This window comes from Cupriavidus sp. 05N38, assembly GCF_056397345.1.
In genome coordinates this window covers 42,338-68,809 of the sequence record NZ_JBFTNF010000021.1, presented here as the reverse complement: position 1 = coordinate 68,809, position 26,472 = coordinate 42,338, and the positions used below count along the sequence as shown (strand labels likewise).

At 69.0% G+C, this 26,472-nt stretch carries 21 protein-coding genes; 3 read left to right on the top strand and 18 right to left on the bottom strand.

Annotation, left to right across the window (positions count from 1 at the left end; genetic code table 11):
• Positions 1-22: 22 nt before the first annotated feature.
• The 17 genes from AC1DK4_RS17240 to AC1DK4_RS17160 form a co-directional block, all read right to left on the bottom strand.
• Positions 23-985 carry an ABC transporter permease gene (locus AC1DK4_RS17240; RefSeq protein ID WP_477131657.1) on the bottom strand — a complete coding sequence of 321 codons (963 nt, stop codon included), beginning with the start codon at positions 983-985 and terminating at the stop codon, positions 23-25.
• Entirely contained in the window at positions 985-2,076 is a 1,092-nt protein-coding gene (locus AC1DK4_RS17235) for an ABC transporter permease (protein ID WP_441616912.1), read from the bottom strand. Before AC1DK4_RS17235 ends, AC1DK4_RS17240 begins: the two co-directional genes overlap by 1 nt.
• Positions 2,066-3,640 carry an ABC transporter ATP-binding protein gene (locus tag AC1DK4_RS17230; RefSeq protein ID WP_441616914.1) on the bottom strand — a complete coding sequence of 525 codons (1,575 nt, stop codon included), beginning with the start codon at positions 3,638-3,640 and terminating at the stop codon, positions 2,066-2,068. Before AC1DK4_RS17230 ends, AC1DK4_RS17235 begins: the two co-directional genes overlap by 11 nt.
• Before the next feature lie 108 nt (positions 3,641-3,748).
• On the bottom strand, positions 3,749-4,756 hold the full coding sequence (locus tag AC1DK4_RS17225; RefSeq protein WP_477131656.1) for a BMP family protein: 1,008 nt from the start codon (positions 4,754-4,756) through the stop codon (positions 3,749-3,751).
• Positions 4,746-5,459 (bottom strand): TetR/AcrR family transcriptional regulator, encoded by a 714-nt coding sequence (locus AC1DK4_RS17220; RefSeq protein ID WP_441616917.1) that lies wholly within the window; start codon positions 5,457-5,459, stop codon positions 4,746-4,748. The genes AC1DK4_RS17225 and AC1DK4_RS17220 overlap by 11 nt, the downstream gene beginning before the upstream one ends.
• Entirely contained in the window at positions 5,459-6,118 is a 660-nt protein-coding gene (gene upp, locus AC1DK4_RS17215; RefSeq protein WP_441616919.1) for a uracil phosphoribosyltransferase, read from the bottom strand. The genes AC1DK4_RS17220 and upp overlap by 1 nt, the downstream gene beginning before the upstream one ends.
• A gap of 72 nt (positions 6,119-6,190) precedes the next feature.
• Positions 6,191-7,510, bottom strand: a complete 1,320-nt coding sequence (locus tag AC1DK4_RS17210; RefSeq protein ID WP_441616921.1) for a URC4/urg3 family protein — start codon at positions 7,508-7,510, stop codon at positions 6,191-6,193.
• Positions 7,507-8,745 carry a GTP cyclohydrolase II gene (locus AC1DK4_RS17205; protein ID WP_477131655.1) on the bottom strand — a complete coding sequence of 413 codons (1,239 nt, stop codon included), beginning with the start codon at positions 8,743-8,745 and terminating at the stop codon, positions 7,507-7,509. The genes AC1DK4_RS17210 and AC1DK4_RS17205 overlap by 4 nt, the downstream gene beginning before the upstream one ends.
• A 276-nt stretch (positions 8,746-9,021) precedes the next feature.
• Positions 9,022-10,140, bottom strand: a complete 1,119-nt coding sequence (locus AC1DK4_RS17200; RefSeq protein WP_441616925.1) for an acyltransferase family protein — start codon at positions 10,138-10,140, stop codon at positions 9,022-9,024.
• A 145-nt stretch (positions 10,141-10,285) separates the two neighbouring features.
• Positions 10,286-10,804, bottom strand: a complete 519-nt coding sequence (locus AC1DK4_RS17195; RefSeq protein ID WP_441616927.1) for a hypothetical protein — start codon at positions 10,802-10,804, stop codon at positions 10,286-10,288.
• Positions 10,804-11,922: an MGDG synthase family glycosyltransferase gene (locus AC1DK4_RS17190; protein ID WP_441617102.1), complete on the bottom strand. Its 1,119-nt coding sequence runs from the start codon at positions 11,920-11,922 to the stop codon at positions 10,804-10,806. The genes AC1DK4_RS17195 and AC1DK4_RS17190 overlap by 1 nt, the downstream gene beginning before the upstream one ends.
• Positions 11,923-12,028: 106 nt before the next feature.
• Positions 12,029-12,874, bottom strand: a complete 846-nt coding sequence (locus AC1DK4_RS17185) for a YfaP family protein (protein WP_441616928.1) — start codon at positions 12,872-12,874, stop codon at positions 12,029-12,031.
• Positions 12,875-12,939: 65 nt separating this feature from the next.
• On the bottom strand, positions 12,940-13,764 hold the full coding sequence (locus AC1DK4_RS17180) for a YfaP family protein (protein ID WP_441616929.1): 825 nt from the start codon (positions 13,762-13,764) through the stop codon (positions 12,940-12,942).
• Positions 13,761-15,470 (bottom strand): DUF2300 domain-containing protein, encoded by a 1,710-nt coding sequence (locus AC1DK4_RS17175; protein WP_441617104.1) that lies wholly within the window; start codon positions 15,468-15,470, stop codon positions 13,761-13,763. The genes AC1DK4_RS17180 and AC1DK4_RS17175 overlap by 4 nt, the downstream gene beginning before the upstream one ends.
• A gap of 31 nt (positions 15,471-15,501) precedes the next feature.
• Positions 15,502-20,241, bottom strand: a complete 4,740-nt coding sequence (locus AC1DK4_RS17170; protein WP_477131662.1) for an alpha-2-macroglobulin family protein — start codon at positions 20,239-20,241, stop codon at positions 15,502-15,504.
• 20 nt (positions 20,242-20,261) lie between these two features.
• Complete coding sequence (locus tag AC1DK4_RS17165; protein ID WP_441617108.1) at positions 20,262-20,933, bottom strand: DUF1175 domain-containing protein; 672 nt, start codon at positions 20,931-20,933, stop codon at positions 20,262-20,264.
• Between the two features lie 26 nt (positions 20,934-20,959).
• Positions 20,960-22,753 carry a DUF2138 domain-containing protein gene (locus AC1DK4_RS17160; RefSeq protein WP_441616931.1) on the bottom strand — a complete coding sequence of 598 codons (1,794 nt, stop codon included), beginning with the start codon at positions 22,751-22,753 and terminating at the stop codon, positions 20,960-20,962.
• 238 nt (positions 22,754-22,991) lie between these two features.
• Here AC1DK4_RS17160 and AC1DK4_RS17155 point away from each other — a divergent pair, with 238 nt between their 5' ends.
• Both AC1DK4_RS17155 and AC1DK4_RS17150 read left to right on the top strand, forming a co-directional pair.
• On the top strand, positions 22,992-23,930 hold the full coding sequence (locus AC1DK4_RS17155; RefSeq protein ID WP_441616933.1) for an amino acid ABC transporter substrate-binding protein: 939 nt from the start codon (positions 22,992-22,994) through the stop codon (positions 23,928-23,930).
• Between the two features lie 355 nt (positions 23,931-24,285).
• Positions 24,286-24,588 carry an amino acid ABC transporter permease gene (locus tag AC1DK4_RS17150; RefSeq protein WP_441616935.1) on the top strand — a complete coding sequence of 101 codons (303 nt, stop codon included), beginning with the start codon at positions 24,286-24,288 and terminating at the stop codon, positions 24,586-24,588.
• Between the two features lie 81 nt (positions 24,589-24,669).
• Here the strand turns inward: AC1DK4_RS17150 and AC1DK4_RS17145 are convergent, their stop codons facing one another.
• Positions 24,670-25,569 carry a hypothetical protein gene (locus tag AC1DK4_RS17145; protein ID WP_441617110.1) on the bottom strand — a complete coding sequence of 300 codons (900 nt, stop codon included), beginning with the start codon at positions 25,567-25,569 and terminating at the stop codon, positions 24,670-24,672.
• Positions 25,570-25,803: 234 nt separating this feature from the next.
• Between AC1DK4_RS17145 and AC1DK4_RS17140 the strand changes: the two genes are divergently transcribed.
• Entirely contained in the window at positions 25,804-26,367 is a 564-nt protein-coding gene (locus tag AC1DK4_RS17140; protein ID WP_441616937.1) for an HdeD family acid-resistance protein, read from the top strand.
• Positions 26,368-26,472: the final 105 nt, after the last annotated feature.

Here is a 26,472-nt window from a genome sequence, read left to right as displayed (position 1 = left end):
TTTCTTGGTGTTTCCGTGTGGATCAGCGTTCGCCCTTGCGATAGGGCTTCATCAGCGCCTGCGGATAGGTGGCGCGCCGCGCCACCAGCACCAGCGCGAGAATCGACAGTACATAGGGCAGCATCAGGTAGAGCTGGTAGGGCAGCGGCGGCAGCCCGGGCAGGCTGGCACCGCTTTGCTGCAGGCGCAGCTGCAACGCATCGAATGCCGCGAACAGCAAGGCGCCCGCCAGCGCCCGGCCGGGACGCCACGAGGCGAACACCACCAGCGCCACGCAGATCCAGCCGCGGCCGTTGATCATATTGAAGAAGAACGCATTGAAGGCCGACAGCGTGAGGAAAGCACCGCCCACCGCCATCAGCGCCGAGCCGGCCATCACCGCGCCGATGCGCATGGCGCCCACGCGGATGCCCTGCCCTTCGGCCGCGGCGGGATTCTCGCCCACCATGCGCACCGCCAGCCCGAGCGGCGTGCGATAGAGCAGCCAGGCCACCAGCGGCACCAGCGCCAGCGCCAGCAAGGTCAGCGCCGTTTCCTCGCCGAGCACCGGGCCGAGCAACCCGYCCAGCAACGGCACCTCCGCCATCCAGCGCATCGGCCCGAAGGGCGTGATGGTCGGCGGCGTGGACACCGAGGCAAAGCCGAGCCGGTAGGCGTAGTAGGACAGGCTGGTGGCCAGCATCGTCACGCCGAGCCCGGCCACGTGCTGCGACAGCGCCAGGCTCACCGTGAGCCAGCCGTGCAGCAGGCCGAACACCAGCCCCACGCCCGCCGCGGCAGCCACCCCGCCCCACAGCGGCATGCCGTGGTAGACGGCCAGCCAGCCGCCGAAGGCGCCCGCCACCATGATCCCCTCGATGCCGAGGTTGAGCACGCCGGCGCGCTCGCACAGCAGCACGCCGAGCGTGCCGAAGATGAGCGGCGTGGCCACGCGCAGCACCGCGATCCAGAATGGCGCGGCAGCCAGGATATCGAGCAGTTCCATCAGGCCACCTTGCGCACGGCGTCGAAGCGGATGCGGTAACGGGTGAGCATGGTCGCCACCAGCATGGCCAGCAGGGCCACCGCCACGATCACGTCGGCAATCGCGTTGGGCACGCCCACGGCGCGGCTCATGCCGTCGGCTCCGACCAGCACGCCGGCCACGAAGACCGAGGCCGCCACCACGCCGAGCGGATGCAGCGCGGCCAGCATGGCGATCACCACGCCCGCGTAGCCGTAGCCAGGCGAGATATCGAGCGTGAGATAGCTGGTGCGGCCCGCCACCTCGATCACGCCCGCCAGCCCTGCCAGCGCGCCCGACAGCAGCGCCGTCCACATCGTCACGCGCCGCACCGGCACCCCGACGAAGGCCGCGGCGCGCGCGTTGGCGCCCACCGCGCGCATCTGCATGCCAAACACCGTGAAGCGGTTGACCGCCCACAGGATCACCGCCAGCGCGCACGCCAGCAGCAAGCCGCTGTGCACGCGCGTGCGCTCCATCAGCTTCGACAGTTCCAGCTCCGGCACCAGCGGCACGGATTGGGGCCAGCCCATCGCCATGGCGTCCTTCATCGGCCCGTCCAGCATCATCGACACAAGCAGCAGCACGATGAAGTTGCCCAGCAAGGTGGTCACCACCTCGTCCACGCCGAGCCGCGTCTTGAGCCACGCGGCGCCGAGCAGGAGCAAGGCGCCCGCCAGCATGCCCGCCCCCACCATCAGCGCGAAGTGCACGCCGGCCGGAAGCTGCTGGGCCCACGGCGCGGCCGCGCCGTCGACCTGCCCGCCCACCGCCACCGCCGCCAGCGCGCCGAGATAGAGCTGCCCTTCCGCGCCGATGTTGAACAGGCGGGCGCGAAACGCCACCGCTACCGACAGCCCCGTGAGGATCAGGGGCGTGGCGCGCGTCAGCGTTTCCGACCACGCGAAGCGCGAGCCGAAGCCACCCTCGAGCAACAGCGCATAGGCGCGCCCCACCGGTGCGCCGGCCCAGCGCACCAGCACGGCGCAGATCAGCAAGGTGGCGGCGATGGCGATCACGGGCGCGGCCAGCATGGCGACACGCGAGACGCCGGTCCGGGGTTCAAGCCGCATGCAGCGTCTCCCCATGCGCGCCCGCGCCAGCGGCATCGCCCGCGCCGGCCATCGCCAGGCCGAGCTCGCCCAGCGTCCAGGCAGCCGTCGGGCGGGCCGGCGTGAGGCGCCCGGCATGCATCACCGCGATGCGGTCCGCGAGCGCGTGGAGTTCGTCGAGGTCCTCCGAGATCAGCAGCACGGCCGCGCCTTCGCGCGCCGCGTCGAGCAGGCGGGCGCGCACATAGGCCACCGCGCCGATGTCGAGCCCCCAGGTGGGCTGGCTGGCCACCACCAGCAGCGGCGCCTTGCCCTCCCCGCGCACCGAGAGCGCACGGCCCAGGATCAGCTTCTGCATATTGCCGCCGGACATGGTGCGCGCCGGCACGTCGATGCCGGCCGTGCGCACGTCGAAACGGGCCACCAGCTCGCGCGCGAAGCGTTGCGCCGCCGCGCGGCGGATCACGCCGGCCCGTGAAAAATGCGGCTGGCCAAGCTGTTCGCTGGCTGCGTTCTCCCATACCGCCAGATCGCCGACGACGCCAACCGCATGCCGGTCCTCCGGCACGCGCGCCACCCCCGCGCCGATCCACGCAGCGGGCCGCGCCGGCATGGGCTTGCCGGCCAGGGTGACGCCACCTTCCGATGCGGCGAGGGTACCGCTGAGCAGCTCGGCCAGTGCGGCCTGCCCGTTGCCGGACACGCCCGCGATGCCGACGATCTCCCCTGCGCGCACCTGGAGGCTGAGCTGGCTGAGCAGTGCGCGCCCGTCCGCCGCGCGCGCGCCGGCCTGCCGCAACGCCAGCACCACGTCGGCTTCGTCCGCGCCGCCTTCCAGTGGCACCCGCTCCGGCATGGACACCACGCGGCCCACCATCAGCTCGGCCAGTTCGGCCTTGCTGGTTTGCGCGGCGGCGCGCTGCGCCACCAGCCGCCCGCCGCGCAGTACGGCGATGCGGTCCGAGACGCGCAGCACTTCGTCGAGCTTGTGGCTGATGAAGATCACCGACAAGCCCTCCGCGATCAATTGCGCCAGCGTGGCGAACAGCGTCTCGGCCTCGTGCGGCGTCAGTACCGCGGTGGGCTCGTCCAGGATCAGCACGCGCGCGCCGCGGTACAGCGCCTTGACGATCTCCACGCGCTGACGCTCGCCCACCGACAGCTCGCCCACGCGCGCGCCCGGCCGCACGCCCAGGCCGAAACGCTGCGCCAGCGTCAGCACCTTCTCGCGCGCGGCGCGCCGCTCCAGCCGCCAGTGCCACAGCGGCTGCGTGCCGAGCAGGATGTTGTCCAGCACCGAAAGGTTGTCGGCCAGCGTGAAATGCTGGTGCACCATGCCGATGCCCGCCGCCAGCGCGGCGCGCGGCTGGCCGGGCGGCAGGCGCTGGCCATCGACCTCGACCGTGCCCGCATCGGCCACGTAGTGCCCGAACAGGATGCTGACCAGCGTGCTCTTGCCAGCGCCGTTCTCCCCCAGCAGGGCCAGCACCTCGCCACGCTGCAGATCGAGCGAGATATCGTCGTTGGCCAGCAGCGTGCCGAAGCGCTTGGTGATGCCGCTCAGGCGCAGGATGGGGGTGGTCATGGGCGATGGATGAATATCAGGTCGGGCATTGAAAGCAGGGACGGCCCGCTCCCCTCTCCCACCCGGCCGGAGAGGGAAGCAGGCAAGGGCAGCCCATTGAAAGCGCCCTCACTGCGACGACTTCGGCTCCGTCTCGACCACCTTGACCGCGAACTTGCCGTCGAGAATCGCCTTCTCCCTGGCCTTGACCTTGCCCATCACGTCGCCCGGCACCTTGCCCTCGAAGGTGCCCAGCGGCGCCAGCTCSGCGCCCTTGAACTTCATCAGGGAGTAAGGGCCGTAGTCCTCGTTCTTGAACTGGCCGGMCTTGACCTTKGCSAGCGCCGCRCCSACSGTSGGCTCCATGTTCCACAGCGCCGAAGCCACCACGGTGGCAGGATACTGCGGCTGGGTGTTGATGACGTTGCCGATGGCCAGCTTGCCTTTTTCCTTGGCGGCGTCCGAGACGCCGAAGCGTTCGGCGTAGAGCACGTCCGCGCCCTTGTCGATCATGGCGAAGGCGGCTTCCTTGGCCTTGGGCGGGTCGAACCACGAACCGATGAAGCTGACCGTGAACTTCACCTTGGGATTGACCTCGCGCGCGCCTTCCATGAAGGCATGCATCAGCCGGTTCACTTCGGGGATGGCGTAGCCGCCGACCATGCCGATATGGTTGGTCTTGGTCATGCCGCCCGCGATCATGCCGGTGAGGTAGGAAGGCTCCTGGATATAGTTGTCGAACACCGAGAAATTGGGCGCCTGCGGCTTGCCGGAGGAACCCATCAGGAAGGCGATCTTCGGGTAGTCCTTGGCCACCTTGCGCGCCGCCGCTTCCACGGCGAACGACTCGCCCAGGATCAGCGCCGAGCCCTGCTCGGCATACTGGCGCAGCACGCGTTCATAGTCGGCGTTGGAGACGCTCTCCGAGAACACGTAGTCGATCTCGCCGCGCGCCTTGGCCTCGTTGAGCGCCTTGTGGATGCGCGACACCCACTGCTGCTCCACAGGCACGGTGTAGACCGCCGCGACTTTCACCTTGGCCTGCGCCATGGCTGGCTGCATGCCGGCGAGCGTGCCTGCGCCGGCCATGGCCGCCGCGAACTTCAACCAGGTCCTGCGCTTGCCCTCAAACCTCATGGCTTTCTCCCCTTGTTGACAACTTCATGGCCAGGCCGGCCGGTTCCAGCCCGCAACCGCGCAGCAGCAGCCGCACCAGGTGGTCGGTGGCCTGTTCGAAATCGCGCTGGCCCAGGTGGCTCACCCCGAGCACGGCGCATACCTGCGACTCAAAATCGGCATAGGTCTGGGTCGCGGCCCAGATCGTGAAGAACAGGTGCCAAGGGTCCACGCTGGCCATTTCGCCGCGCGCGATCCATTCCTTGATCACGCTCGCCTTGCGCGTCACCAGCGCGCGCAGCGCGCCGCTGAGCACGTCACGGATCTCCGGCGCGCCATGCAGCAGCTCATTGGCAAACACGCGCGAGGCATCGGGGTGGCTGGCGGACAGCCGCATCTTGGCGCGGATGTACTGCTCCAGCGCCACCTGCGGGCGCTGCCCGGCGGCGATGATGTCGGTTTCCGAAAGCCACAGCGCCAGCGTATGCGCCAGCACCGCGCGGTACAGGGCCTGCTTGGTGCGGAAGTAGTAGTGGAGGTTGGACTTCGGCACGCCGGCCTGCGTGGCAATCTCGGCCATGGTGGCGCCGGCAAAGCCGGCACGCGCAAACACGTATTCGGCGGCGCGCAGGATCAGCGCCTCGTTCTCCTGGCGAATGCGCCCGCCCGCCGCTTCCTGCTGTGGCGGGAAGCATGGCGGCGGCGCCGTGGCCGGCGCGCCCATCAGCGCGTGCCGTAGAGCCTGTCGCCGGCGTCGCCCAGGCCGGGAACGATGTAGCCGTGCTCGTTGAGCTCCTCGTCGATCGCCGCCGTGACGATGGCCACGTCGGGATGCGCCGCCTGCAACGCGCGCAAACCCGGGCGCGAGGCGATCAGGCACACGTACTTGAGCGTGCTCACGCCCGCCTCCTTGAGACGGTTGAGCGCGGCGATGGCGGAGTTGCCGGTGGCCAGCATCGGGTCGACCACGATCACCAGCCGCTCGCGGATATCCTCCGGCATCTTGAAGTAGTACTCGATCGGCTCCAGCGTCTCCGGATCGCGGTACAGGCCGATATGGCCCACGCGCGCGGCCGGCAGCAGGTCCAGCATGCCGTCAAGGAAACCGTTGCCGGCCCGCAGGATGGACACCAGGCACAGCTTCTTGCCCGACAGCACCGGCGACTCCATCGGCGCGATCGGGGTCTTGATGGCGATGGTCTCCATCGCCAGGTCGCGCGTGGCTTCGTAGGTCAGCAACTGGCTGATCTCGCGGACCAGCCGGCGGAAATTGTCCGTGGTGGTGTCTTCGCTGCGGACCAGCGTGACCTTGTGCTGCACAAGCGGATGGTCCACCACCATCACCGATGGCGTGACAGGCGGTACAGCGGAAAGATCGGTCATGTTGCGCTCCTCGGGAGGCGAATCGCAAAGGGGTACCGCCGCGCGCCCCCTGGAGGGCGCGCGGCGCGCAGGCTAGAACACCGTGCCGTCGCTGTCGATGGCGAAAGGCGGCGGGCCGCCGGGCCTGCGCTTGGCGGCAATGCGGCGCCCCGCCGCCCAGGTGCCGCCTTCGAGCACGCGCGCCAGCGGAAAATCGGCGGCTGACAGCCCGAGCGCCTCGCGCACCGAGGCGGCCACCAGGTCCAGGCCGGTGACCGTGAGCGCGCGCCATTCCACGATGACCGGCTCGTCCACCGTGTGCGTCACCGAGGCGAAGGCCGGGTCGCGCGGCACCATCAGCTCGAAATCGAACAGCAGGCCGCCGTTGCGGTATTCGGGCAGGCCGGTGAGCGCTTCCAGCCCGGTGACGGTCAGCCCGGCGTCCTCCAGCGGTTCGAGCAACGAGTACGTCAGCCACTGCGTGAGCTTGTGGAACGGCACCAGGCCGTCGGCGCAGGCCGGGTGATGCCAGCAGTCGCCCAGCGAGACGCCCTCCAGCATGACGCGCCCCGGCCATACCGGACCCAGCGCCACCAGCAGCGTGCTCAGCACGAAGCCGGCCTCGATGTGACCGTCGACGGCACTCGCCTTGAGGTAGTCGTACAGGTTGCCAAGTCGCGCCGGCGTGCCGAACACGGCCGGCGTGGCCTGCGCCACCTCGCCGAGCCGGCGCAGCAGCCCGGCCCGGCCTTCCAGGCCGACCAGCGGATTGTGCTGCGCCACCTGGAACGCGGTGGCGATGGAAGAGGCGTCGATACGCATCAGGCGTTCGGCATCGGCGCGCAACGGCTGGCCGGGTTGGGCGGAGAATCCGCCGCGCGCGAACAGGTCGAAGCTCGCCACGCCCAGGCCTTCCGAGCGGGTCAGCGAGAGATCGCTGGCCGGGTCGCGATAGCGCCAGTCCGGGCCCGCGCCCGCATCCAGCAGCACGCTCGGGATCACCAGGTCGATGCCGATGCGGGCGCGCTCCTCGCGATCGGCCTCGCCGGACAGCCCGCCGCGCTCGCACAGGATCTGCCAGCGGTCCAGTTTCTCGCCCGCGCCGCTCTCGAAATGGCGCCAGCGGCTGTGATAAGGCACGTTCAGGTCCGGATAGCGCTGGCGGATAGTGGCCGCCACGTAGTCCGCCACCGCGGCGATGCGGTCCGGGTGCCAGGTAAACAGTTCGGAGGCGCCCGCCGCCACGTGCTCGGTGACGGTGGCGCAGTGCGCGCGCACCGCCTGCCCGGTCAGCAGCGCCGCGGCCGGATGCCCGGCGGGCACCGGGCTGGCCCAGCCGCCGCCGTCGCTGGCGGGTTGGGTGAAGGCATCGGACGGGCCGCCCGGCACGCCCGCTTCAGGTGTCTGGTTCATTCGTTCAGTCCTCTACCCTTTGCCAGTGCAAGTTCTTCCGCATCCGGCGGGGTATAGCTCGTGAAGTAGCCAGCCGCTACCTTGGCGTCGATTTCCACGCGGGCGTCGGCCGGAATCAGCGCATCGGGGATCGCCACCTGCTCGACCACCTCGATACCCTGGGCGGTCAGCRCCCCGTGCTTCATATTGCTCATCGAGGCCCAGCGGTCGATGCGCTTGATGCCGAGCCAGTGGAAAACGTCGGGCATGAGTTCCTGGAAACGCATGTCCTGCACGCCGGCCACGCATTCCGTGCGCGCGAAATAGGTCTCGGCGCGGTCGCCGCCGACCTGGCGCTTGCGAGCGTTGTAGACCAGGAACTTGGTGACTTCGCCCAGCGCGCGGCCTTCCTTGCGGTTGTAGACCACCAGGCCCACTCCGCCCTGTTGCGCCATCTCGATGCACACCTCGATGCCATGCGCCAGATAGGGCCGGCAAGTGCAGATATCGGAGCCGAACACGTCGGAGCCGTTGCATTCGTCGTGCACACGGCAGGCCACCTTGGTCTCGGGCTTGCCGAGCTGGCTGACATCGCCGAAGAAGTACAACGTCATGCCGCCGATGGGCGGCAGGAACACCTTGAGGTCCGCCCGCGTCACCAGTTCGGGGAACATGCCGCTGGTCTGCTCGAACAAGGCACGGCGCAGCGCGCTTTCCTTGATATCGAAGCGCCGCGCCAGGCCCGGCAGGTACCAGACCGGGTCGATCGCGGCCTTGGTCACGCGCACGTCGCCGTTGGCGTGGAGGATCCGGCCGTCCGGCACCAGGCGCCCTGCCGCGATGGCGCCCGCCAGTTCGGGCATATTGATATGGGCGCGGGTAACGGCAATCGAGGGCCGGATATCGATGCCCGCCGCGATCCGGTCTGCAAAGGCGGTGGAGACCAGGTGGCCCCAGGGATCCATGGAAACGATCTTGTCCGGGTCGGCCCACTGTGGATGCGGGCCGATGGGTTCGGCCGGCGCGGTATCGGTCAGGTCAGCCCGGTGATCGCGCTGCAGCCGGCCCGAGGCGACCGCCAGTGCGCGATACACCGCATAGGCGCCCGAGTGGGTGCCGATCACGTTGCGCTGGTCGGGATTGGTCAGGCTGGCGATCACGGGACCGCGCTCCGCGGCGCTGGCGGCCCCCCAGTGAATGGGCTCCGCCGGCTTGTCGCGGCGTGCGTGCGAGGTCAGGACGATATGATCGGACATGGCAGCCTCGGAACAGGAATCCTGACCAAACGGTCAGGTTTACAGTTTCATAGTAGGCAACCTTCATGCCATATCCCAATGCTCGTTTTTACCCTGTGTTGCGCGGCCAACAATGCCGCACCTTGACCAGGCGCACCGCAGCCGTGCGGTGGCATGCCCGCACGCTGCCGGATCGCGGTGCACAGGCACCAAGTGAAAGCGGCGCCAGGCTGTTCAGGCCTGGCGCCGCAGTTGGCATGCGTCTGCTTGCGATGCGCCGGAAAACCGGCGGGCCGCTCAGGTCGACTGCTGCCGCCCGGCAGGCTGGCGCCGCGGCGCTTCGGCGCGGGCCGGCCACACCGCCTGGCGCAGGGCCCGCAGCGGCGTCCCGCTCTCCACATAACGGTAGAACAGCGCGCCGGCCGCGTTGCTCAGCACCCACGCGGCAACCATGCCAAGTGCATTGAGCACGGGCTGGTGCGGCGCAAGATGGGATACCACGGCGTTGACTACCAGGCACACCGGGAAGTGCACCAGGAAAACCGAGTAGGAAATGCGGCCGAAGAACGCCAGCACATTGGCGCGCGGCCAGTGCTCCAGCCAGCCGCCACGACGCGCCATGCCCAGCAGCAAGGCCACCGCAAGGGCCACTGCGATACGCAGGCGGAAGTCCACGATCAGCGCGGCCAGCACCGCCGCGCCCAGCACCATCAGCGCCACCGGCGAACGCTCCGGCTCGGACGCCCAGAACGCCAGCGTACCCATGCCATAGGCGCCGAAGAAATAGATCGCCCACACATCCCACGCGGCATCACGGTTGAACCAGAACAGCGACGCCAGCGCCAGCCCCGCCACCAGTGGCATGCCGAACACGGCGCCCTCCACGTCGAACCACCTTGCGCACCGGCGCGCCAGCCACAGCGCCGCGATCAGCAAGGCAAACAGCTGCAGGTCGATGGCGACGTACCAGACGCCGGCCGATAGCGCATCGAAATCCAGCACGTTATGCAGCAGCAGCACATGCGCCAGGAACTGGTGCAGGCCCGGCGCGCCGGGAATCGAATCGTGATGCATCCAGGTGCGCGCGATGGCTGCACCGGCAATGGCGATGAGGATGGCCGCGGTATAAGGCACCACCAGTTTCTGGTAGCGCCGCCAGATCGCAAGCAAGGGATGCGGCACCATCAGATGACCGCCGGGCGCCAGGCTGCGCGCCGCGAGGAATCCGCTGATGACAAGGAAGGCCTGTACGGCAATGCGCGCGTATTGGGAGAACCAGTCGAGCAGATCGGGCGCCAGCACGTGGGCCACGTCGGACATCGGGCCGTAGAAGGCAAGATGGTGCAGCACGATCAGTTGCGAGCTGATCGCCTTGAGTGCGTCAACGCACGCCATGCGCGAAGGACGGGGGCTCATTGTTATAAGAATGCTACAAAGTACACAAGAGCGTGATTCTACTCCTATGCGGCCAAGGCGATCCGCGGCGGCGCCAGATAGTTATCAATACGGCACTTATTCGGCTATTTACGCATGTAATATGTCGTTAAGAACACATTTTCTCTCAGGCGCGCCGGCCCGAGACCCAGAAAAGCAAGGCCGCCGCCAGTAGCGACACCCAGTAATCCGTCGGCGCGCCGGCCAGCCAGTGGATATGCCAGGGCACGAATTCTGGCGCGAAGCGCGCCACGCCATACGCCGGATTGAGCACGAACCAGAGAAAATCCTCGGTGATCCAGAACACCATGATGCAGGCGATCACACGGGCTTCCGCCCGCCAGTTCCAGCGACCGGCAAACAGCAGCGGGAAATGGAAGAACAGGGCCACGCAGGGAAATACCCAGGCGTGATAGCCGGTCATCGGGCGACCGCCCCAGAAGATATCCAGCAGCCAGTGATGCTCGATGCGCCAGGTGGGCAGGTTGGCGGCCCAGCCGGCAGCGCCTTCGATCTGGATCTCGACATTGGCAAAGAAGTACGCCAGCAGCAAGGTCCAGCCGATGATCAGCAGCAGCACCAGCGGGTGCCGCGACGGAAATGCCTGCGCATGCCGCTGCGGGCCAGACAGGTTCAGGGAGCGCATCAGCCTGCCTCCGCCGGCAGCGGCGCGCGGTCTTGCCGGCCAGGCAATTGCGCCAGCACGGTCTGCAGCACGCGCCGGGCCGCCGCAGGCTGGCCCAGCGAGCGAGCCCGCTCCCGCATCGCGTCCAGCCGGGCCGGTTCGGCCAGCAGCAGGCGCACACGGTATTCGAGCGAGACCAGGTCCACGGCCTTGAGCGCAGCGCCCTGCTCCAGCAGATAGTCCGCGTTGCGCTCCTCCTGTCCCGGGATCGGCGCATTGACGACCATCGGCACGCCCATGGCCAGGCATTCGGAGGTGGTCAGCCCGCCGGGCTTGGTGATGACGAGGTCAGAGCAGGCCATCAGCCGTTCCACCTCATTGGTGAATCCGAATGGAAACAGCCGGCCGGGATGCGCGCCCGCCAGCGTCCTGAGGCGATTCAATGCGGCCTCGTTGCGCCCGGCCAGCACGATCAACTGGAAATCGTCGCCCAGCCGCATCAGCGCGTCGGCGGCTTCGTCCAGGCCGCCGAGGCCGGCGCCGCCCCCCATCAGCATGATGGTGCGCCGCGCCGGGTCCAGGCCAAAATGCGCGGCGCAAGCGTGCCGGTCCTGCGGCTGGGTGAAGGCCGGCACCACCGGGATACCGGTGGTATGGATGCGCCCCGCCTCGATGCGGCTGGCCCGCATGCGAAAGGCGATTTCCTCGCTGGCGGCGAAGTAGCCCGTCATATGGGGAATCACCCACATGCCATGCAGGTCGAAATCGGTCACCTGCACCCACACCGGCACGGCCAGTCGCTGGCGGCGCACTTCATGCATCAGGATCTCGGCCGGCAGGAAGTGCGTGCAGACGATGGCGTCCGGCGCGAATTCGTCGATCGCCCGGCGCAGCGCGCGCGTGCTGAGGCGCTCCGCGGCCCGCCGCAGTTTCTGCATGGGCGCGGCGGGATCGGCCTCCGAGGTATGCTGGTACAGCATGCCCCACAAGGCCGGATAGCTGTTGACCAGCTTGATGTAGAGGTCCGTGTAGAGCTTGCGGAAGGTGGCGGGCACGTACGCCATCACATCGAGATGCAGGGTCCGCACCTCGGGGAATTCGGCCTGCGCCGTCAGCCTCAGGGCCTCGGCGGCACGCATGTGCCCGGCGCCGGCGGAAACGCTGAGGAACAGGATTTTCTTCTGCGGCCTGGTCGCGTCGGTCAGATCGGTCAGCTCGGTCAGATCGGTCACATGGCTCCTCGGGTCACTTCATGACAAATGACTTGATCAGGGTCAGCTCGCCGGGCTTGCGCATCGGCACGCGGAATACCTGCTGCTTTTCGCTGGGCGTGTTCTCGTCGGTGATCACCGCCACCTGGGCCACGGTGATGGCTTCGGGCCCCGCACCGCTGCCGTAGTAGTTCACGTAGACGAGATAGGTGCCGGGCGGCGGCGCGGCGATCGAATAGATCTCGGGACCATAGCCGGTGGTCACGTCGACGTCGAGCGCCCCGCCGTTGCCGGCGACGCGATTTGCGTAGAAGGTGTGCTGGCCGTCCGGCGCAACCACATGGAGGTCCAGGTCGGTGGCATCGCTATCCCAGGACAGCACCACGCGCAAGCGCGGCCGGGTCCGGCCCTGGTAGCCGTCGTAGAACTGCACGCGCTTGCTGGCGCCCTGCGCGCTGCGCATCTCCACGCTGTTGCTGCCTGCGGAAAACGCATATGGCCGCGAGAAGCGGCCGTCCTCCTCCACCCGCTGCGGCATGGCGACACCGTTGATCACCAGCGTGGCGACCGAGCCGTCGCCGCGCCGGCCACGTCCGCGCGCAGCGGGCGCGGCGCCCTCGGCACCGCCGCCAGGCTGCGCTTTCGGCGCCGAACGGATACGCCCCGCGATCATGGCGCTGGCGGCCTGGCCCGCCGGCGTGGACACCGACACGGCGGGATAGTGGACCTCCTGCGTGTAATTGGCAGTGTCACCCGCCGAATTGCGCCATCCGTTGCGTGGCGTGGTGAACTCGATGGCATCGTCGGCATGCGCGGCGCCCGCCAGCAGCAAGGCCGGCAGGATCAGTCTGGCTAAAGCGAAATTCGGCTTGCGATGCATATCCACATTCCCTGCCCCTGGCGGGCATTATCTGCTTCCTGGCTTTCGCCCTTGGAGGACGCCGGTCAGAAGCGCACCGATTTCATCAGCGTCAGTTCGCCCAGCTTGCGCAGCGGCACCACCAGGGTCTCGCGCTTCTCGTTGAGCGTGTTCTCGTTGTAGATCAGCGTGAGCCTGGCGGTGATCAGGTCGCGCGCGTTTGCGCCAGCCTGGAAGTTGTAGCCGGCGGCGTCGAAATTGCCCCAATAGTTCACGTAGAAAAGCCACACGCCCGGGCGCGGCGCGGCGCTGGAGAAGATCTCGGGGCCGGCTCCGTCCACGCTGTCCACGTCGAGGCCCCCGCCCGCGGGCAGCAGCGGGCTGGCCCAGAAGGCATGACCGCCGTCCGGCGAGATCACATGCAGGTCGACCTCGGCCTTGGGATCGTCCCAGGTCAGCACGGCGCGCAGCCTGGCCTGGACCTTGGTGGCGTCGGCCTCGTAGAACTGCAGGCGCTGGCGCGAGGCGCCGTCGGCGGAAATGATCTCGACGCTGTTGGAGCCGCGCCCGAACGCCCATGGCCGGGCAAAGCGACCCTGCTCGTCGGCATAGAGCGGCATTGCGTTGCCGTTGACCACCAGCGTGGGCGGCTTGCGGCCTTCCTTGCCGGCCCGGTGCAGGCGGCCTTCGATCAGCGTGCGGTATTTCTGCGCGCCGCGGTCCACCGGCGGCTTGGGATAGGCCGCGGTGTAGCGTTCCAGCTCGCTGGACAGGCCGCTGTGGCGCCAGCCGCCGGCCGGGCCTTCGAGCTCGGCGACCGGCCCGGCCGTGCCCGCCAACGGTGCCACGGCCCAGGCGAGCGCCAGCGCGGCAGGTGACCAGCGGTGCGGGGAGAAAAAGGTGCGGTTCATGACGGATTTTCCGTGCGCACCAGCTTGCGCGCGAGGCCTTCGACGAATTGCTCGTCCTGCCCGCGCGGATGGCGCGCGAACGCGAGGTGCAGGTATTCGTGTGCCAGCGCGATGCGGTCGTCCTCGCTGGCAAGCCGGTGGATATAGAGCCGGTTGCGGCGCGCATCGGCATAGGGCCGGCCTTCGCGGACCTCGCAGACCGCCGGCAGCGGCGGCGCTTCATAGCCCGGCTCGGCACCCAGCCGGCGCTGCCATTGCGGCGCGCGCTGGGCCAGCCATTGCCGCGCATTGGCGATCGCCAGGCAATCGCCGGCGACCGGGCTCTGGAACGAGGTCAGCGTGGCCTGCGGCCACCAGCGCGCCAGAATGGTATCGAAGGCTTGGCCCTGGCCCGCCGCGCGCCTGGCCTCGGTCCACGCCATGCGGCCCGGGCCGCCGGCATCGTGGTGATAGCGTACGGCCACGCCGGACAGCACCAGCCCGTCGGTCTGGTCGGCCGCGCGCCGCGCCGCGGCGGTGGGTGTGCGCGGCAGCACGCGCTGCGTGCGGCTGCTGTCGGCGATACGGAAGCAGCCTTGCTCGCGCGCGGCCTGCTGAACCAGGTAGCTGCGCACGGCCACGGCCAGCGCGCGGGCGGCCTCCGGCTCGGCCGTATCGCCCTCGCGCTCCACCACGCGCGCCACGTAGTCATTGAGTCCAAAGCGCCCGACCACGCGGGGCGCTGCACCCGCGGCGCGCACCAGGCTGAGCTCGCCGCGGCTGTCCACGCGCAGGCTGTTGCCGTTGGCGAACTCGGCGCGGAAGGTGCCATTGAGCGGGCCATCGGGCACAGCCTTGCGTTCCGGCCCCGCGCCGAGCAGCTCGCGCAGCGCATGGCGCTCGAACATGTCGACCAGCACGCAGGCGCCGTCGTCCGGCACCGGCACGGTGGCCAGCAGCGGCTGCAACAGCGGCGCGGCACGCCGCAGCACATTGGCGCTGGCACCCTGCCCGCCGAGCCACGCCGGGCTGCCGTCGGCCAGCCAGCCCGCGGCACCGCCAATGGAGGCGCCGGGCCGCACCGGGTCCGGCATGGTCCAGGTCTTGGCGCGCAGCAGGCTGCCGTAGCTGGCCAGCGTGCCCTCGCCGCGCCCCACCGTCAGCACGGAGACGAGCGTGGCCGAAGCGGCCTGCCGCGCGGCGGGCGGCACCGCGTGCAGCGCAGCCAGCAGCTCGGCCACCGGCACCACGCGCCCAGGCTGCATCGCCCGCATGTCCTGCAGCCAGGCCGGCGCGCCGGCATCCTTCCAGAAGCGGCGCCAGTCGGCACCCGACAAACCCAGGCGCAGCGGCTCGAAATAGCGCCCGCACGACTGCACCAGCGCATGCTCGCGGTCGATGCTCTGGCCTGCCGTGCAGCAATAGACTTCTTCCGGGTCGCCGCCGCGGCAGGTGTAGTCGTCGCCCGCCTTGTCGCGGCCGACCAGGTAGCTGTAGACGAAGAGCTTCCACACGCTGCCCAGCGGCGTCTGCAGGCCGGGGGGCAGTGGCGCCGGCATGGCACCCGATGTGGCGCCGCCGAGCCGGTACAGCTGGGCCTCGGTGCCGGCAAGCCGCGCGAAATGCAGCGGCTGCGCACCGTCCGCCGCCGCAAGCGCCAGCGCGGACGCCGCCCAGCACAGGGCGGCGAGCACGGTTGCGCAACGCCCCAGGCAGCGCGCTGCCATGCCCGGAGTCAGGCCGGTGCGCATGCCCGCCTCACTCCACCGTCAAGGGGAAGGCCGCGCTCTTGCCGTCGCCCTGCAGGGCCTTGGCATCCGGCTGGTACATGCGGAAGTAGCGCACCGGTGGCAGGCTGAACCTGCCGGGCAGCGAGAAGCGCACCAGCTGGCGCAGCACCACGGGACGCTCCAGCGCAACCACCGGCTGGTGGTAAGACAGCATGCCCGTTTCGTAGGTGACGGCACGCTGGAACGGCTGCAGGCCGGTGGTCTTGTTGTCCGGGTCCGGCAGGCCCTCGATACGCAGCCCCCAGGTGGTGCCCTCGACTTCGCCGCCAGGCGGCAGCGGCGCCTCGACCAGGCCGTAGCGGTAGACGCCCTGGCGTGGGCTCAGCACGATCTCGTCGACATAGAGCGTATTGCTGTCAAGCTTGTCCCCCGGCTTGACCGCCCTGGCCGTGAAGGTCAGGCCCGCCGTGCCGGCGGCGGCCGGATCGGGCGCCTTGTCGGCCTTGGCGGCGGAGTCGCTGGTGGGGACCAGGCGATAGAGCTTGCGCTCGATGCCAATCGGCAGGYGCGCCGCTTCCTGCGCGCGGCTGCGGTACGACACCACGGCATTGGTGTTGTAGGACTGCGCCGCGGCCTCCATGTTCGGCGGCGCGCTAAAGGTCAGCGATTCCGGCAACTGGGCGCCGGTCCAGCGCCATTCCGGCAGGCCGAGCTGGCCGCGCGCCGCCTTCCAGCTGCCCTGCGGCGTGCGTTGCCCCGCATCGGCCTCCCCGGGCAGGCCGCGGCCGAGCCCGCCGCCAAGCGCCTTGTTGAGCCAGACCAGCGTCACCGCGCGGTCGATGGTCGGGCTGGCGGCGCCGGCGCGCGACAGCAGCGCCTGCACATCCGAAGCGGCGGCACCCTTGCCGGACATCAGCAGCAGACTCTGCACCAGTGGCGAAGGATCGGCGGCAAGCGCCTGGCGCGCGGCGTCGGCCGCGCCCGCCAGCCCCTCCGGCATGGGCTGCCCGATCTGCTTGTAGAGCTGCGCGGCGAGCACGGTGGCTACGCGGCGGCCCTGCGCCGAATCCGGCGCGGCGAATACCAGGCTGTCGCCAGCGGCCACGGCGGCGCCCGCATCGCTGCCGGGCCGGCCCAGCTCGGCGGCCACGCCACTGAGCTGCGTCGCCACCGGCAAGCCCATCTCGTTGATGAACCACAGCGCCAGCGTACGGTGCAGCAGCGGCTCCTTCATGGCCTGCTTGTAGGCCTCCAGCGTGCGCTTCCAGTGATCTGGCGGCAGGCTGATGCCGACCGCGCGCGTGGCCAGCCAGTCGGCGTAGTACGCGTAGGCGGTCAGCAGCGCGCTGTTGCCCAGGGTATCGCCCCACCAGCCGAACTGGCCGTTGACGCCGGCCAGCAGCGCCAGGCGCTGGCGCTGGGTGCGCAACAGCGCATCCAGGCCCTGGGTGTCGCCGCCGGTGCTGGCGCCGCTGGCGGCGAGACTGCGTTGCGCCAGCGCCAGCGGAATCAGGCGGCTGGCGGTCTGCTCGGTGCAGCCGTAGGGATAGGCCAGCAGGTCGTCGGCCACGCGCGCGAAGTGGCTGGCGGCGCTGTCGACGAAACGCAGGCGCACGTCCTGCGCGTCGGCCGGCAGCTTGAGCACGGCACTGGCGCCCGCCAGCGGCAGCGTCAGCTCGCGCTGCGACAGCCAGCCGGTGGGCTCCACGGCCAGCGCGGCCTGCAGACGGTCCACGGTCTTGCCCTGGAGCTTGATCTCGGCGTTGACCACGCCGCTCTGCAGCGCGCCCTGGGCCACGGGCAGGCGCACGTAGTTGGCACCGCGCTTGAGCGTGACGCTCTGGTTGACATTGAGTCCGGCGCCCATCACCACCAGGTCGGCGGCGACGTCCTGCTCGCCCTGGTTGAAAGCGACCATGTCGATGCGCGGCGCGTCCTCGGCGCGATAGCGCTGCGGCCCCGTCCACTTGAGGTAGAGGCTCTTGTCCGAGCGGATGCTGGCGGTGCGCTGGCCGACCATGCCGTCGCTGGCCATGGCGCGCACGGTGATGCGCCAGCGGGTCAGGGAGTCAGGCATGGTGAAGCTCATGCGCGCGCGCCCGTCCGCGCCGGTACGCAGGTTTGCCTCCCAGGCGGCCGTGTCCTTGTCGTCGCGGCGCGGGCGCTCCAGCACCTTCACCCCGCGCTCGTTATAGCGGCCCCGCTCCGGGCCGCCGGCGCCCGGCTGGCCCGAGGTGGCCAGGTCGTAGCCGATGAAGTTCAGGCTCGAGGTGGTACGCACGCTGTTGCGCCGCGGATGGTAGAAGAAGTCCACGATGCTCGGGGCGATCTCGGGCTGCAGCACGTAGACCATCTCGTCGACCACGCTGACCGTCAGGTTGGCCGGCACCGGCTTGCCGTTGAAGGCGCTGCCCAGGTCCAGCGTGACGGTGTCGCCGGGCGCGTAGACCGCCTTGTCGCTCTTCACCGCCAGCTCGATGGCCGGCTGCAGCACGGCGATGCCGGCGTTCTGGAACACGTAGTCGCCGTCCTTCACGTACAGCACGGAGAACGTCATGTTCGGGCTGAAATCGTTGCCGACCTTGATGCGGGCGCGCCACTGCTTGTCCGTGATCTTCTCCAGCGAGAGCCAGTCGCCGCCCTTCGACAGCAGCCCGCGGCGCTCGACGCGGTCGCGCTCCAGCGTGAGCAGCGCGTCTTCCACCGCCAGCGGGAACGTCACCAGCGCTTCGGCGGTATCGCCGATGCGGTAGCGGTCGCGGTCGAACACGATCTCGATATTGCCGGGCACGGTCTGCAGGCCATCGCCCGCCACCCAGTGGCTGGCCGCGGCCAGCAGGTTGCCGGCGCCGTCCTTGACGGACAGCGTGTACGAGCCCGGCTGGTCGAACCTGACCGGAAAGGACACGGCACCAATGGCGCCCGCATCCAGCCTGCCTTCGGTGCGCGYGCGCGATTCCAGCCGCACCAGCTCCCACCTGGCGGGCGCGCGGGCCGGGGCCTGCGCGGTGGCGTCCAGCGCCTGCAGCCAGAAGGTCACGCTCTGGCCGGCGTTGGTGAAATTGGCCGGCGCGGTCAGCTTGTAGGGCGTGGCGCCGCGCGCGATCAACAGTTCGCGCGTGACCTTGACGCGGTAGGCCGCGCCGTCGTTGGCGAATACCGTGACCACGTAGCGGCTCGGGTCCTTGGCCGCCGGCAGCGCGAGTGCGGCGTTGCCGCTGCCGTCGGTGGTCAGTTCCTGCTGCTCCAGCTTGAGCGGGAACAGCCCGGCGTATTGCAGCTCGCCTTCCACCATGGTGACCTGCTGCGCGCGCAGGCTGACGGACAACCTGGCGTCCTTGACGGGCTTGCCATCCGGGTAGCGCAGCTCGATCTTGCCCTTGACGGCCTCGCCGGTGGCGTAGTCCGCCTTGTCCAGCGCGAGGTTCACGTCGAAGTGCGGCTTGATGTATTCGGCCACGCGGAAGGCGCCGCCGTAGGTATTGCCGCCATAGTCGAAGCGCAGCGTGTAGCCGCCCGCCAGCGCGTTGGCCGGCAGCGTGAAGCGCGCGTCGGCGCCGTTGTCCGCATTCAGCGCGGTGCCGAGCGCGGCCAGCGGTGCGCCATTGGGATCCAGCACGTCGAGCCTGATGTCGCCGGCGGCGGCGGGCGCCGACTCGGTGGCGCTGCGGAAATTGCGGCCGATGAACTTGACGCGCACCTCATCGCCCGGGCGGTACAGCGGCCGGTCGGTGAAGGCGTACAGCTTGGTGTTGTAGATCTCGCTGTCGTAGTAGAAATTTTCCGAGATAAAGGCGCCGCCGGCCGGGTCCACGCCCAGCAGGTAGCTGCGCTCGGGGCTGGTGTGGGCCAGTTCTGCCGCGCCATCGGCGCCGGTGCTGGCGCTCTGCAGCACGCCCAGGCCGTCGGTCCAGGCCAGGCTGGCGCCCGCTACCGGCCGCCCGCTCTTGCGGTTCGCGGCCCACGCCAGCATGCCGTTGGCAGTGCTCTTGGTGATGGCCACGGTATCGGAGACGAACAGCAGCGTGTGCGCGCGGTAGGTGCCGATGATGCCCTCGACGATATACAGCCCCGGCCTGAGCTTGCCCAGCGGCACCATCACATTGCCGGCGTCGCGCGGCAGGAATTCGCTGCTGCTGCCTTCGAGCTTCACGTCCCTGGGCGGTGCGATCTCCCTGGCGTCCCAGATCGGATAGCGGAAGCGCTCCACCAGGTCGTAGCCCTTGAGTGGCTCGTACTGCGGGTTGTTCTCGAAACGGGTGGGCTGGGCAATCTGGTCCCCCATGCTGAATTGCGGCGCATCCTCCACCGCCTTGCTGCGTGCGGCGAGCGACAACACGCGCTGCCAGGCGCGGCGCGCCTGCTTGTACCAGCTATCCCACAGGTAGGACAGCGTATTGGCCAGCCCTTCGCCACGGTAGCTGGCCTTGACGTCGATGCGATGCAGGTTCTTCTGTCCCTTGAGGAAGGCGACCGGATCGGCCACCCGGTAGACCAGGATGTCCGCGCCGCCGTATCGCTGCAGCTCGCTCTTGTACTCGCGCCCCGGCGCTTCGAGGCGCACCTGCGCGGTCTGGTCGCTGCCGAAGCTGGCGTCCGACAACAGGAAGAAGGGCTGGCCCTGGAACGCGGCGTAGCCGCTGGACGGCACCGTGTCGAGCGTGGCGCCTGGCCGCTGGTCGGCGCCGGCAGCGTGGGTCCAGGCCAGCAGTGCAAGCGCCAGCAGCATGCGGGTGGTCACGGAACGCAGAAGCGCGCGGGCGCGCATCATGACGACAGGCATCGTCTTTACCTCGACAAAAAGGCGAAACGGAATACGCCGATGAAATTGGGGTTGCCGTCGTGCGGCTGCCAGCGCGAATCGTTCCATTGCATCAGGCGGGAAAGGGAGACGGCGCGCAGGCCGTTATCGCTACGGGTCACGGTGCCGGTGTGATAGGCCAGGTACTGACCCATCCAGATCATCAGGTGCTGTTCGTCGCCCTGGTCGTAGAAGAGCAGGTCGCCGGGCTGCGCCAGGTTGACGTTGCGCGCGACAAAGCGGCTATTGCCCTGCACCAGCGCCAGGGCCGACGCATAGGCGCCGGTGCTGCCGTCGGCGCGGGTCCAGCGCTGGCCGAGCGTGCGCTGGGCCGGGCTCAGGCTGAGCTCTGGCGGCAACTGGCGGGCCGCCGCGCCGCCCTGCATGCCGTTGGCGCGCAGCCAGCGTGCGTCGTGCACGCGCAGCGCCTCGCCCACGGCAAAGCGGACCAGGCCGACGCAGTCGCGCTGGTACCAGCGCGGAGTCGGGCCCTGCCGCAATTGCTCGCCGACGATGCGCACGAACCAGGCCCGGAACGCCGTGGTCTGGGCCGGGTCGAGCTGGCCGCCCTCGGGCGCGGCGGCTTCAAGCCCCGACAATGCCAGCGCACGGCCCGGGCCGGCCAGCGGCAGGCATGCCGCGGCCAGCGCCGCCAGCATCCCGCGACGGCCTCGGCGCAGGACCGTCACTGCGTGGCCTCTTGGCTGCCTTGCGTCTGCAGGAGCGCCGCGCTGGCCGGTGCGGCCGCCAGCACGCCGTGCGGTGCGCCGGACTGCTGCCATGTCACGGACACCCAGCCCCGGCCCGAAGGCAGGTTGCCCGGCAGCACCAGCGACATCGCCGGATAAGCGCCGAGGGCTTTGAGCTTGGGGAACAGATGCGCGCGCGCTGCGTTCAGGAACAGGGCTTCCTGGTCGGCGGGCAGCGCCCTGGTGGCTTCGCGCCGCACCAGCAGCGCCAGCGTGGACGGCGTGAAGCTCAGCACCGTGCGGGCCTGCCGGTCGCGCGGCATGGTGTCGGCCACCGCCGGGAAGCGCTTGCCCTGCACCGCCAGCGCGTCGTCGACGAGCGTGGCGTCGGGCGAGAACAGCACGGTATTGCCGGCCAGCGCCAGCGTCACGGGAAAATAAGCGCCGGCGGACAGCTGGGCCGCGAACGGCGCGCCCTTGGCCTCGCGCGTGCCATACGGCGAGCTGACTGGCCGCGACCACAGCTCGGCGTCGCCTGCGCCCTTGCGCCCCTGCACCGGCAGGCGCGCGTAGGTGCCCTTGTCGCCGCCGGCCGCGGGCTCGTAGGCACCGATTACCTGCTCGAACAGACCGGCCAGCAACGGGCGCAGCGCGGACGCAGCCTCGGCCGACTTCAGGCGCGCCATGAACAGGGGCGCGACCAGAGCCGACTTGCCATACCAGCAAACTGCGGCCGGGCCTTCGAACGCCTGGCCGACCTGGGCGGCAAGCTCGTCCTTGCCGCCGCTGACCTTCTGCAGCATCTTGCCGGCTGCCTGCCAGTCGACCGGCAGGGTGGCACAGGCAGCCGGATCCGCGGGCAAGGCCTGCCAGAGCGCGGCGGCATTCCACTTGCCGGGCAGGCGCGCGCCATCGACCAGCACGGCGCCTTGCCATTCCGTGCTGCCCGCGGCGGCCTTGGGATCGGCACCGGCGAAGTCGAAGCGCAACGCCTCGATGCCGGGGAAGAAGGCCTGGTAGCCGAAGGACAGATAGTTCGCGCCGACCACCACGCGGTGGCCCCTGGGCGCGCCCTTGACGGGTTCGAGCGCGAACGCCTGCAGCGGGGCCTCGCGGGCGGCGGCATCGTCGGACAGCCATGCCGCCACCGCTTTGGCGCGCGCGCCGATCGGCTTGCCTTCGGCATCGAGCAGCATGCCCGCCTCGGACAGCACCACCAGGCGCTCGCCCTTGCCCGCGATCAGCAAGCTGCGCGCGGGGCCGATGCGCAAGGCGTAGAGCGGCGTGCCGTCGATCTCGCCGGCGCGGGTGAGCTGGGTATCCGCCGGCGCAATGGTGCCGAGCGTCTGCAGCACCTTGGCCAGCCCGTTGCGCTCCATGGCCAGCGCCCAGTAGCGCAGCGTGCCGTCGGCGCCGCGCCAGGCCATCAGCCTGCCGGGCTCGTCGAAAACCCGCCTGAGCAGGGCGTCGGACCAGTCGAGGTCATGCTCGAAGGCAATGCGGCGCAAGGCGCCGGCGGCCGAGAGACGGCCTTCATTGTCTTCGTAGTAGTTCACGAAGTCCTCGGTGAGGACGTCGCGCAGCAGTGGCACGCGCAGCATGTCTTTCGGCAGGCTGGACAGACTTTCGCTGTCGACCAGCGCGTCCGGGCGGCCGAAATCCAGCTCGATCTGCCGCGGCTGCCCTTTCCAGGCCTTGCCGAACGGGTGCCAGACAAGCTGCACGGCCACGCCCGCGGCAAGCGCCATCGCGGCCACGCCGAGCCCGATTTTCCTGCGCGACATTCTCATGTTTCCCCACCGTCGTGATCACCGCACGTCACTGATGCAGCGAACCCGGTAGCGTACCGCGCACATCGATCCGCCCGCAAGCCGGCCGCTGTGAAATTTTGTGATACCAGCACTGCGCCTTTGCCGGGGCCCGTCGCTCGCCGTCCGGATATCTGGCAGGGTATTTACTTATGACGAAGATGTACTTTGTGCGCCACGGCACCCGGCGTACGCTTGCCGCTTTTGAAAGTCTCGCATCATGCTGTCGTTTGCCTCATTCAAAAGCGTTGGCGCGGCACGCGCCTCGCGCCTGCTCGTTGGCTTCGTTCTTGCCGCCGCCGGTGCGCTGGCGGCCGTCGCCCCCCATGCCGCCCTGGCCCAGAGCCCGGTGCTCGACAAGATCCGCAGCACGGGCACCATCGTCCTGGGCTACCGCGAATCGGCACTGCCCTTCTCGTTCGCCGATGACAAGGGCGAGCCGGCAGGCTACGCCGTGGACCTGTGCCTGCGCGCCGCCGAAGCCGCCCGCGTCAAGCTGGGCCTGAAGGCCATCAAGATCCGCTGGATGCCGCTCACGCCGCAAAACCGCATCCCTGCCGTGGTCAACGGCCTGGTCGACCTGGATTGCGCGCCCAACACGAACTCGCTGGAACGCCAGAAGCAAGTGGCCTTCAGCGTCTCGCACTACATTTCCACCGTGCGCATGCTGGTGCGCGCGGATTCGGGCATCCAGTCCTTCGAGGATCTGCGCGGCAAGAACGTGGTGACGAGCGCCGGCTCCACCGGCGACCGCCATGTGCGCCGCCTGAAGGCCCAGTATGGCTTTCACGACATCTATGCCAAGGACCACGGCGAGTCCTTCCTGCTGCTCGAATCCGGGCGCGCCCAGGCTTTCGTGATGGACGACGTGCTGCTTGCCGGCCTGCGCGCCCGCGCCAAGGATCCGTCGCAGTTCGTGATCGTGGGCCCGGCGCTGTCGACCGAACAGAACGCCCTGATGATGTCGCGCGCCGATTCGCAGTGGAAGGAACTGGTGGACCAGACCCTGGCCTCGGTCTTCGCCGGGCCGCAGGTCCTCGCGCTGCAGAAGCAATGGTTCCAGCAGCCGATCGGGACACGCAACATCAACCTGGCGCTGGCGCCCAGCGCGCAGGTACGTGACGCCTGGAAGCATCCTTCGGACGTGGCGACCGAGTAAGCCCGCACGCGTTGCGCTGTAACAAGAAACCCCGTCGACCGAGAGGTCCGCGGGGTTTTTGCGCCTTATTATTCACTTATCTGATTCACACAATGTCGGATGTAGCGCATCATCAACATGCGTGACAACTGTCAAGCAAGTCCCGCGGATCGCCGCAATAGCGGCTTTCCATAGGCCGGCATAAACCGTGTTCCCGGCAATACACCCCAAGTTGACAAGCGCAGGAAATGTTGGCGACACTGGGACTGAGCGGATAAACGGTTGGGGGGCTGCCAGGCTTGCGCAAGGTGATTCTCCCCAAGGCAGTTTTTCGCGTATTCGAACCGCCGCAAGGCGGCATTTTTCAGGAGAAACCATGAACAAGTTCGTCGCGACAGCCATCGCGCTTTGTATCGGCGCCGTTTCCGTGGCTGCCCAGGCCCAGACCGGCGGGAAGAAGTTCGACCCGTATAGCCAGGGCGCCAAGTCGGGCGAGAAATTCGACCCGTACACCCAGGGCGCCAAGTCGGGCGACAAGTTCGACCCGTACACCCAGGGCGCGAACAAGAGCACTCGCGCGGACCTGACCGGCGACGCATCGGCACCGGCTGCCAAGAAGTCGCACAAGAAGAGCAGCAAGAAGAGCAAGAAGCCCGCTTCGGCCGCCGCCGCCGGCTGATCGACAGGATCGGCACGGTACGGCAAAGAGCCCGCCATCCGGCGGGCTCTTTTCATTCCGGCACGGCACGGACACGAACGCTCAGGGCGCGCCCAGCTCCAGCGCCGTCACCTCGATGCGCTCGACCTTTTCCGGCCGGTTGTCTGCCTTGTCCTGCTTGTTGCGCTGGCGGACCTCGGTACGCAGGACAAAGGCCTCCGCCGGGCAATACCAGTCCGTGACGTACAGGACGGCGGGCTCCACCTGCACCACCTCCTCGCCCACCATCAGCGGGCCGAGCGACGTCCGTTTCTCGTAGGTGATGGGCATGCATTCCTTGCGGCCCATCACGGTATCGATCATCTGGCGCTTGCCGACATGGCGGGTACCGACGTTGATCGACGCGTACAGCGCGCGCATGCTGCCGATGACGTCATCCCCGCCGAGCGGATAGATCTGCAGCGACACGCTGGATTCGAACATCTCGCCATCGATCGTGCCGCCCTCGCGGACATCCGTCCCCGCGTAGTTGAACACGCCCTGCCCCCGGAATGCCGCCTCGCCATACATGCGGGCATAGCGTCCCTGCGCGTTGATCACGGCATGCTCGCTCTCGATGCTGGCACTGGCGGTACTGGTGCGGCGCTCTATATTGACCATATGGACCTGGTCCATGATGACCGGCGGCCCCATCAGGGCGGACAGCGCCGACTTGGAGCGCACTTCGAGCTGGGCCCGGCAGCCGGCGTCGTTCCTGGTGGTGTGGCGCAGCGTCATGGTGATCGACGTGGGCATGTCGCCGTCGCCTTCCATCTGCACCCGCGCGCCTGAGCGGAACCAGGGCGCATCGCACAGGACCGCCGCCGAGCGCGCCACGGCTTCCATTGGAACCTGTGCCGCGACCTGGCTGGCCGCAGCCGCAGCCGTGGCCGTGGCTGTAGCCGTAGCCGTAGCCGTAGCCGTAGCCTGGGCGAGCGCGGGCCCGCCGTGCGCCAGCAGCATCGCCGCCAACGCGGAAGCCCCGGCCAATTGCGCCTTTATGCTCACATGAATCCTGTCTAGAATGAGTTCACGCCCCCGCTGGTTCCGGCAAGGCACCTGCGCGCCGGGGCAGGCAGGCGTCGCCGCCCGCTCTGGTTAGAAATTAGCGCTTTTTCGCTGGCTTGTCTTGTCGGTCTTCGTCCGTGCAGGCCAGTGCTCGCCCGGGCCAGCTTGCAGCTTGTCAGGGAGGTATCCATGCTTCACTACTACGCCAAGCTCTGGTGGGTCGTCGGCCTGCGTGGCATTTTCGCTGTGCTGTTCGGCATTTGCGCGTTCTTCGCGCCCATAGCCACCCTGGCCGCGCTGGTGCTGGTGTTTGGCGCCTTCGCGGCCGCCGATGGCGTGACCGCCCTGGCGATGGCCATCTCCGGCAGCCAGCGCGAGGCCAGCGACCGCGGCATCCTTGCACTGCAAGGCTTGCTTGGCCTCGGCGTGGGCCTGCTGACCTGGTTCAGCCCGGTGGTCACGGCATTCTCGCTCCTGCTCTATATCGCAGCCTGGACGCTGGCCACCGGCGTGCTGCAGATCGTGGCCGCCATCCGCTTGCGCAAGGACATTCCCAATGAATGGTGGCTGGTGCTGGCCGGCCTGGTGAGCATCGTGTTCGCTTTCCTGTTGCTATGGCAGCCGCTGGCCGGCGCGCTGGCGCTGTTGTGGATGATCGGGGCCTGGGCGCTGGTTTGCGGCATCCTCCTGATCGGTGCCGCCCTGCGCCTGCGCAGCGCCCGCAATATGCCGACTGCGCCGCTTCCGGGCTGACATGCCGCTTGTCCGGGTGACGCTTCGGCTTGCCTGCCCGCCCGAGCGGCGGCGGGTGCGGGCTGTCGTGCTAACATTGCGCGCCGCGCCACATTGAGGGCGCGG

Excerpts from the sequence above, each read along its gene's own strand:
- AC1DK4_RS17140 (WP_441616937.1), top strand. The coding sequence starts at position 25,804 with ATGCTTCACTACTACGCCAAGCTCTGGTGGGTCGTCGGCCTGCGTGGC.
- AC1DK4_RS17200 (WP_441616925.1), bottom strand. The coding sequence starts at position 10,140 with ATGAGCCCCCGTCCTTCGCGCATGGCGTGCGTTGACGCACTCAAGGCG.
- AC1DK4_RS17180 (WP_441616929.1), bottom strand. The coding sequence starts at position 13,764 with ATGAACCGCACCTTTTTCTCCCCGCACCGCTGGTCACCTGCCGCGCTG.
- AC1DK4_RS17185 (WP_441616928.1), bottom strand. The coding sequence starts at position 12,874 with ATGCATCGCAAGCCGAATTTCGCTTTAGCCAGACTGATCCTGCCGGCC.
- AC1DK4_RS17155 (WP_441616933.1), top strand. The coding sequence starts at position 22,992 with ATGCTGTCGTTTGCCTCATTCAAAAGCGTTGGCGCGGCACGCGCCTCG.
- AC1DK4_RS17210 (WP_441616921.1), bottom strand. The coding sequence starts at position 7,510 with ATGAACCAGACACCTGAAGCGGGCGTGCCGGGCGGCCCGTCCGATGCC.
- AC1DK4_RS17165 (WP_441617108.1), bottom strand. The coding sequence starts at position 20,933 with ATGCTGGCGGCGCTGGCCGCGGCATGCCTGCCGCTGGCCGGCCCGGGC.
- AC1DK4_RS17175 (WP_441617104.1), bottom strand. The coding sequence starts at position 15,470 with ATGGCAGCGCGCTGCCTGGGGCGTTGCGCAACCGTGCTCGCCGCCCTG.
- AC1DK4_RS17195 (WP_441616927.1), bottom strand. The coding sequence starts at position 10,804 with ATGCGCTCCCTGAACCTGTCTGGCCCGCAGCGGCATGCGCAGGCATTT.
- AC1DK4_RS17220 (WP_441616917.1), bottom strand. The coding sequence starts at position 5,459 with ATGGGCGCGCCGGCCACGGCGCCGCCGCCATGCTTCCCGCCACAGCAG.
- AC1DK4_RS17235 (WP_441616912.1), bottom strand. The coding sequence starts at position 2,076 with ATGCGGCTTGAACCCCGGACCGGCGTCTCGCGTGTCGCCATGCTGGCC.
- upp (WP_441616919.1), bottom strand. The coding sequence starts at position 6,118 with ATGACCGATCTTTCCGCTGTACCGCCTGTCACGCCATCGGTGATGGTG.
- AC1DK4_RS17160 (WP_441616931.1), bottom strand. The coding sequence starts at position 22,753 with ATGAGAATGTCGCGCAGGAAAATCGGGCTCGGCGTGGCCGCGATGGCG.
- AC1DK4_RS17150 (WP_441616935.1), top strand. The coding sequence starts at position 24,286 with ATGAACAAGTTCGTCGCGACAGCCATCGCGCTTTGTATCGGCGCCGTT.
- AC1DK4_RS17190 (WP_441617102.1), bottom strand. The coding sequence starts at position 11,922 with ATGCGTGCCGCCGAGGCCCTGAGGCTGACGGCGCAGGCCGAATTCCCC.
- AC1DK4_RS17230 (WP_441616914.1), bottom strand. The coding sequence starts at position 3,640 with ATGACCACCCCCATCCTGCGCCTGAGCGGCATCACCAAGCGCTTCGGC.
- AC1DK4_RS17145 (WP_441617110.1), bottom strand. The coding sequence starts at position 25,569 with ATGCTGCTGGCGCACGGCGGGCCCGCGCTCGCCCAGGCTACGGCTACG.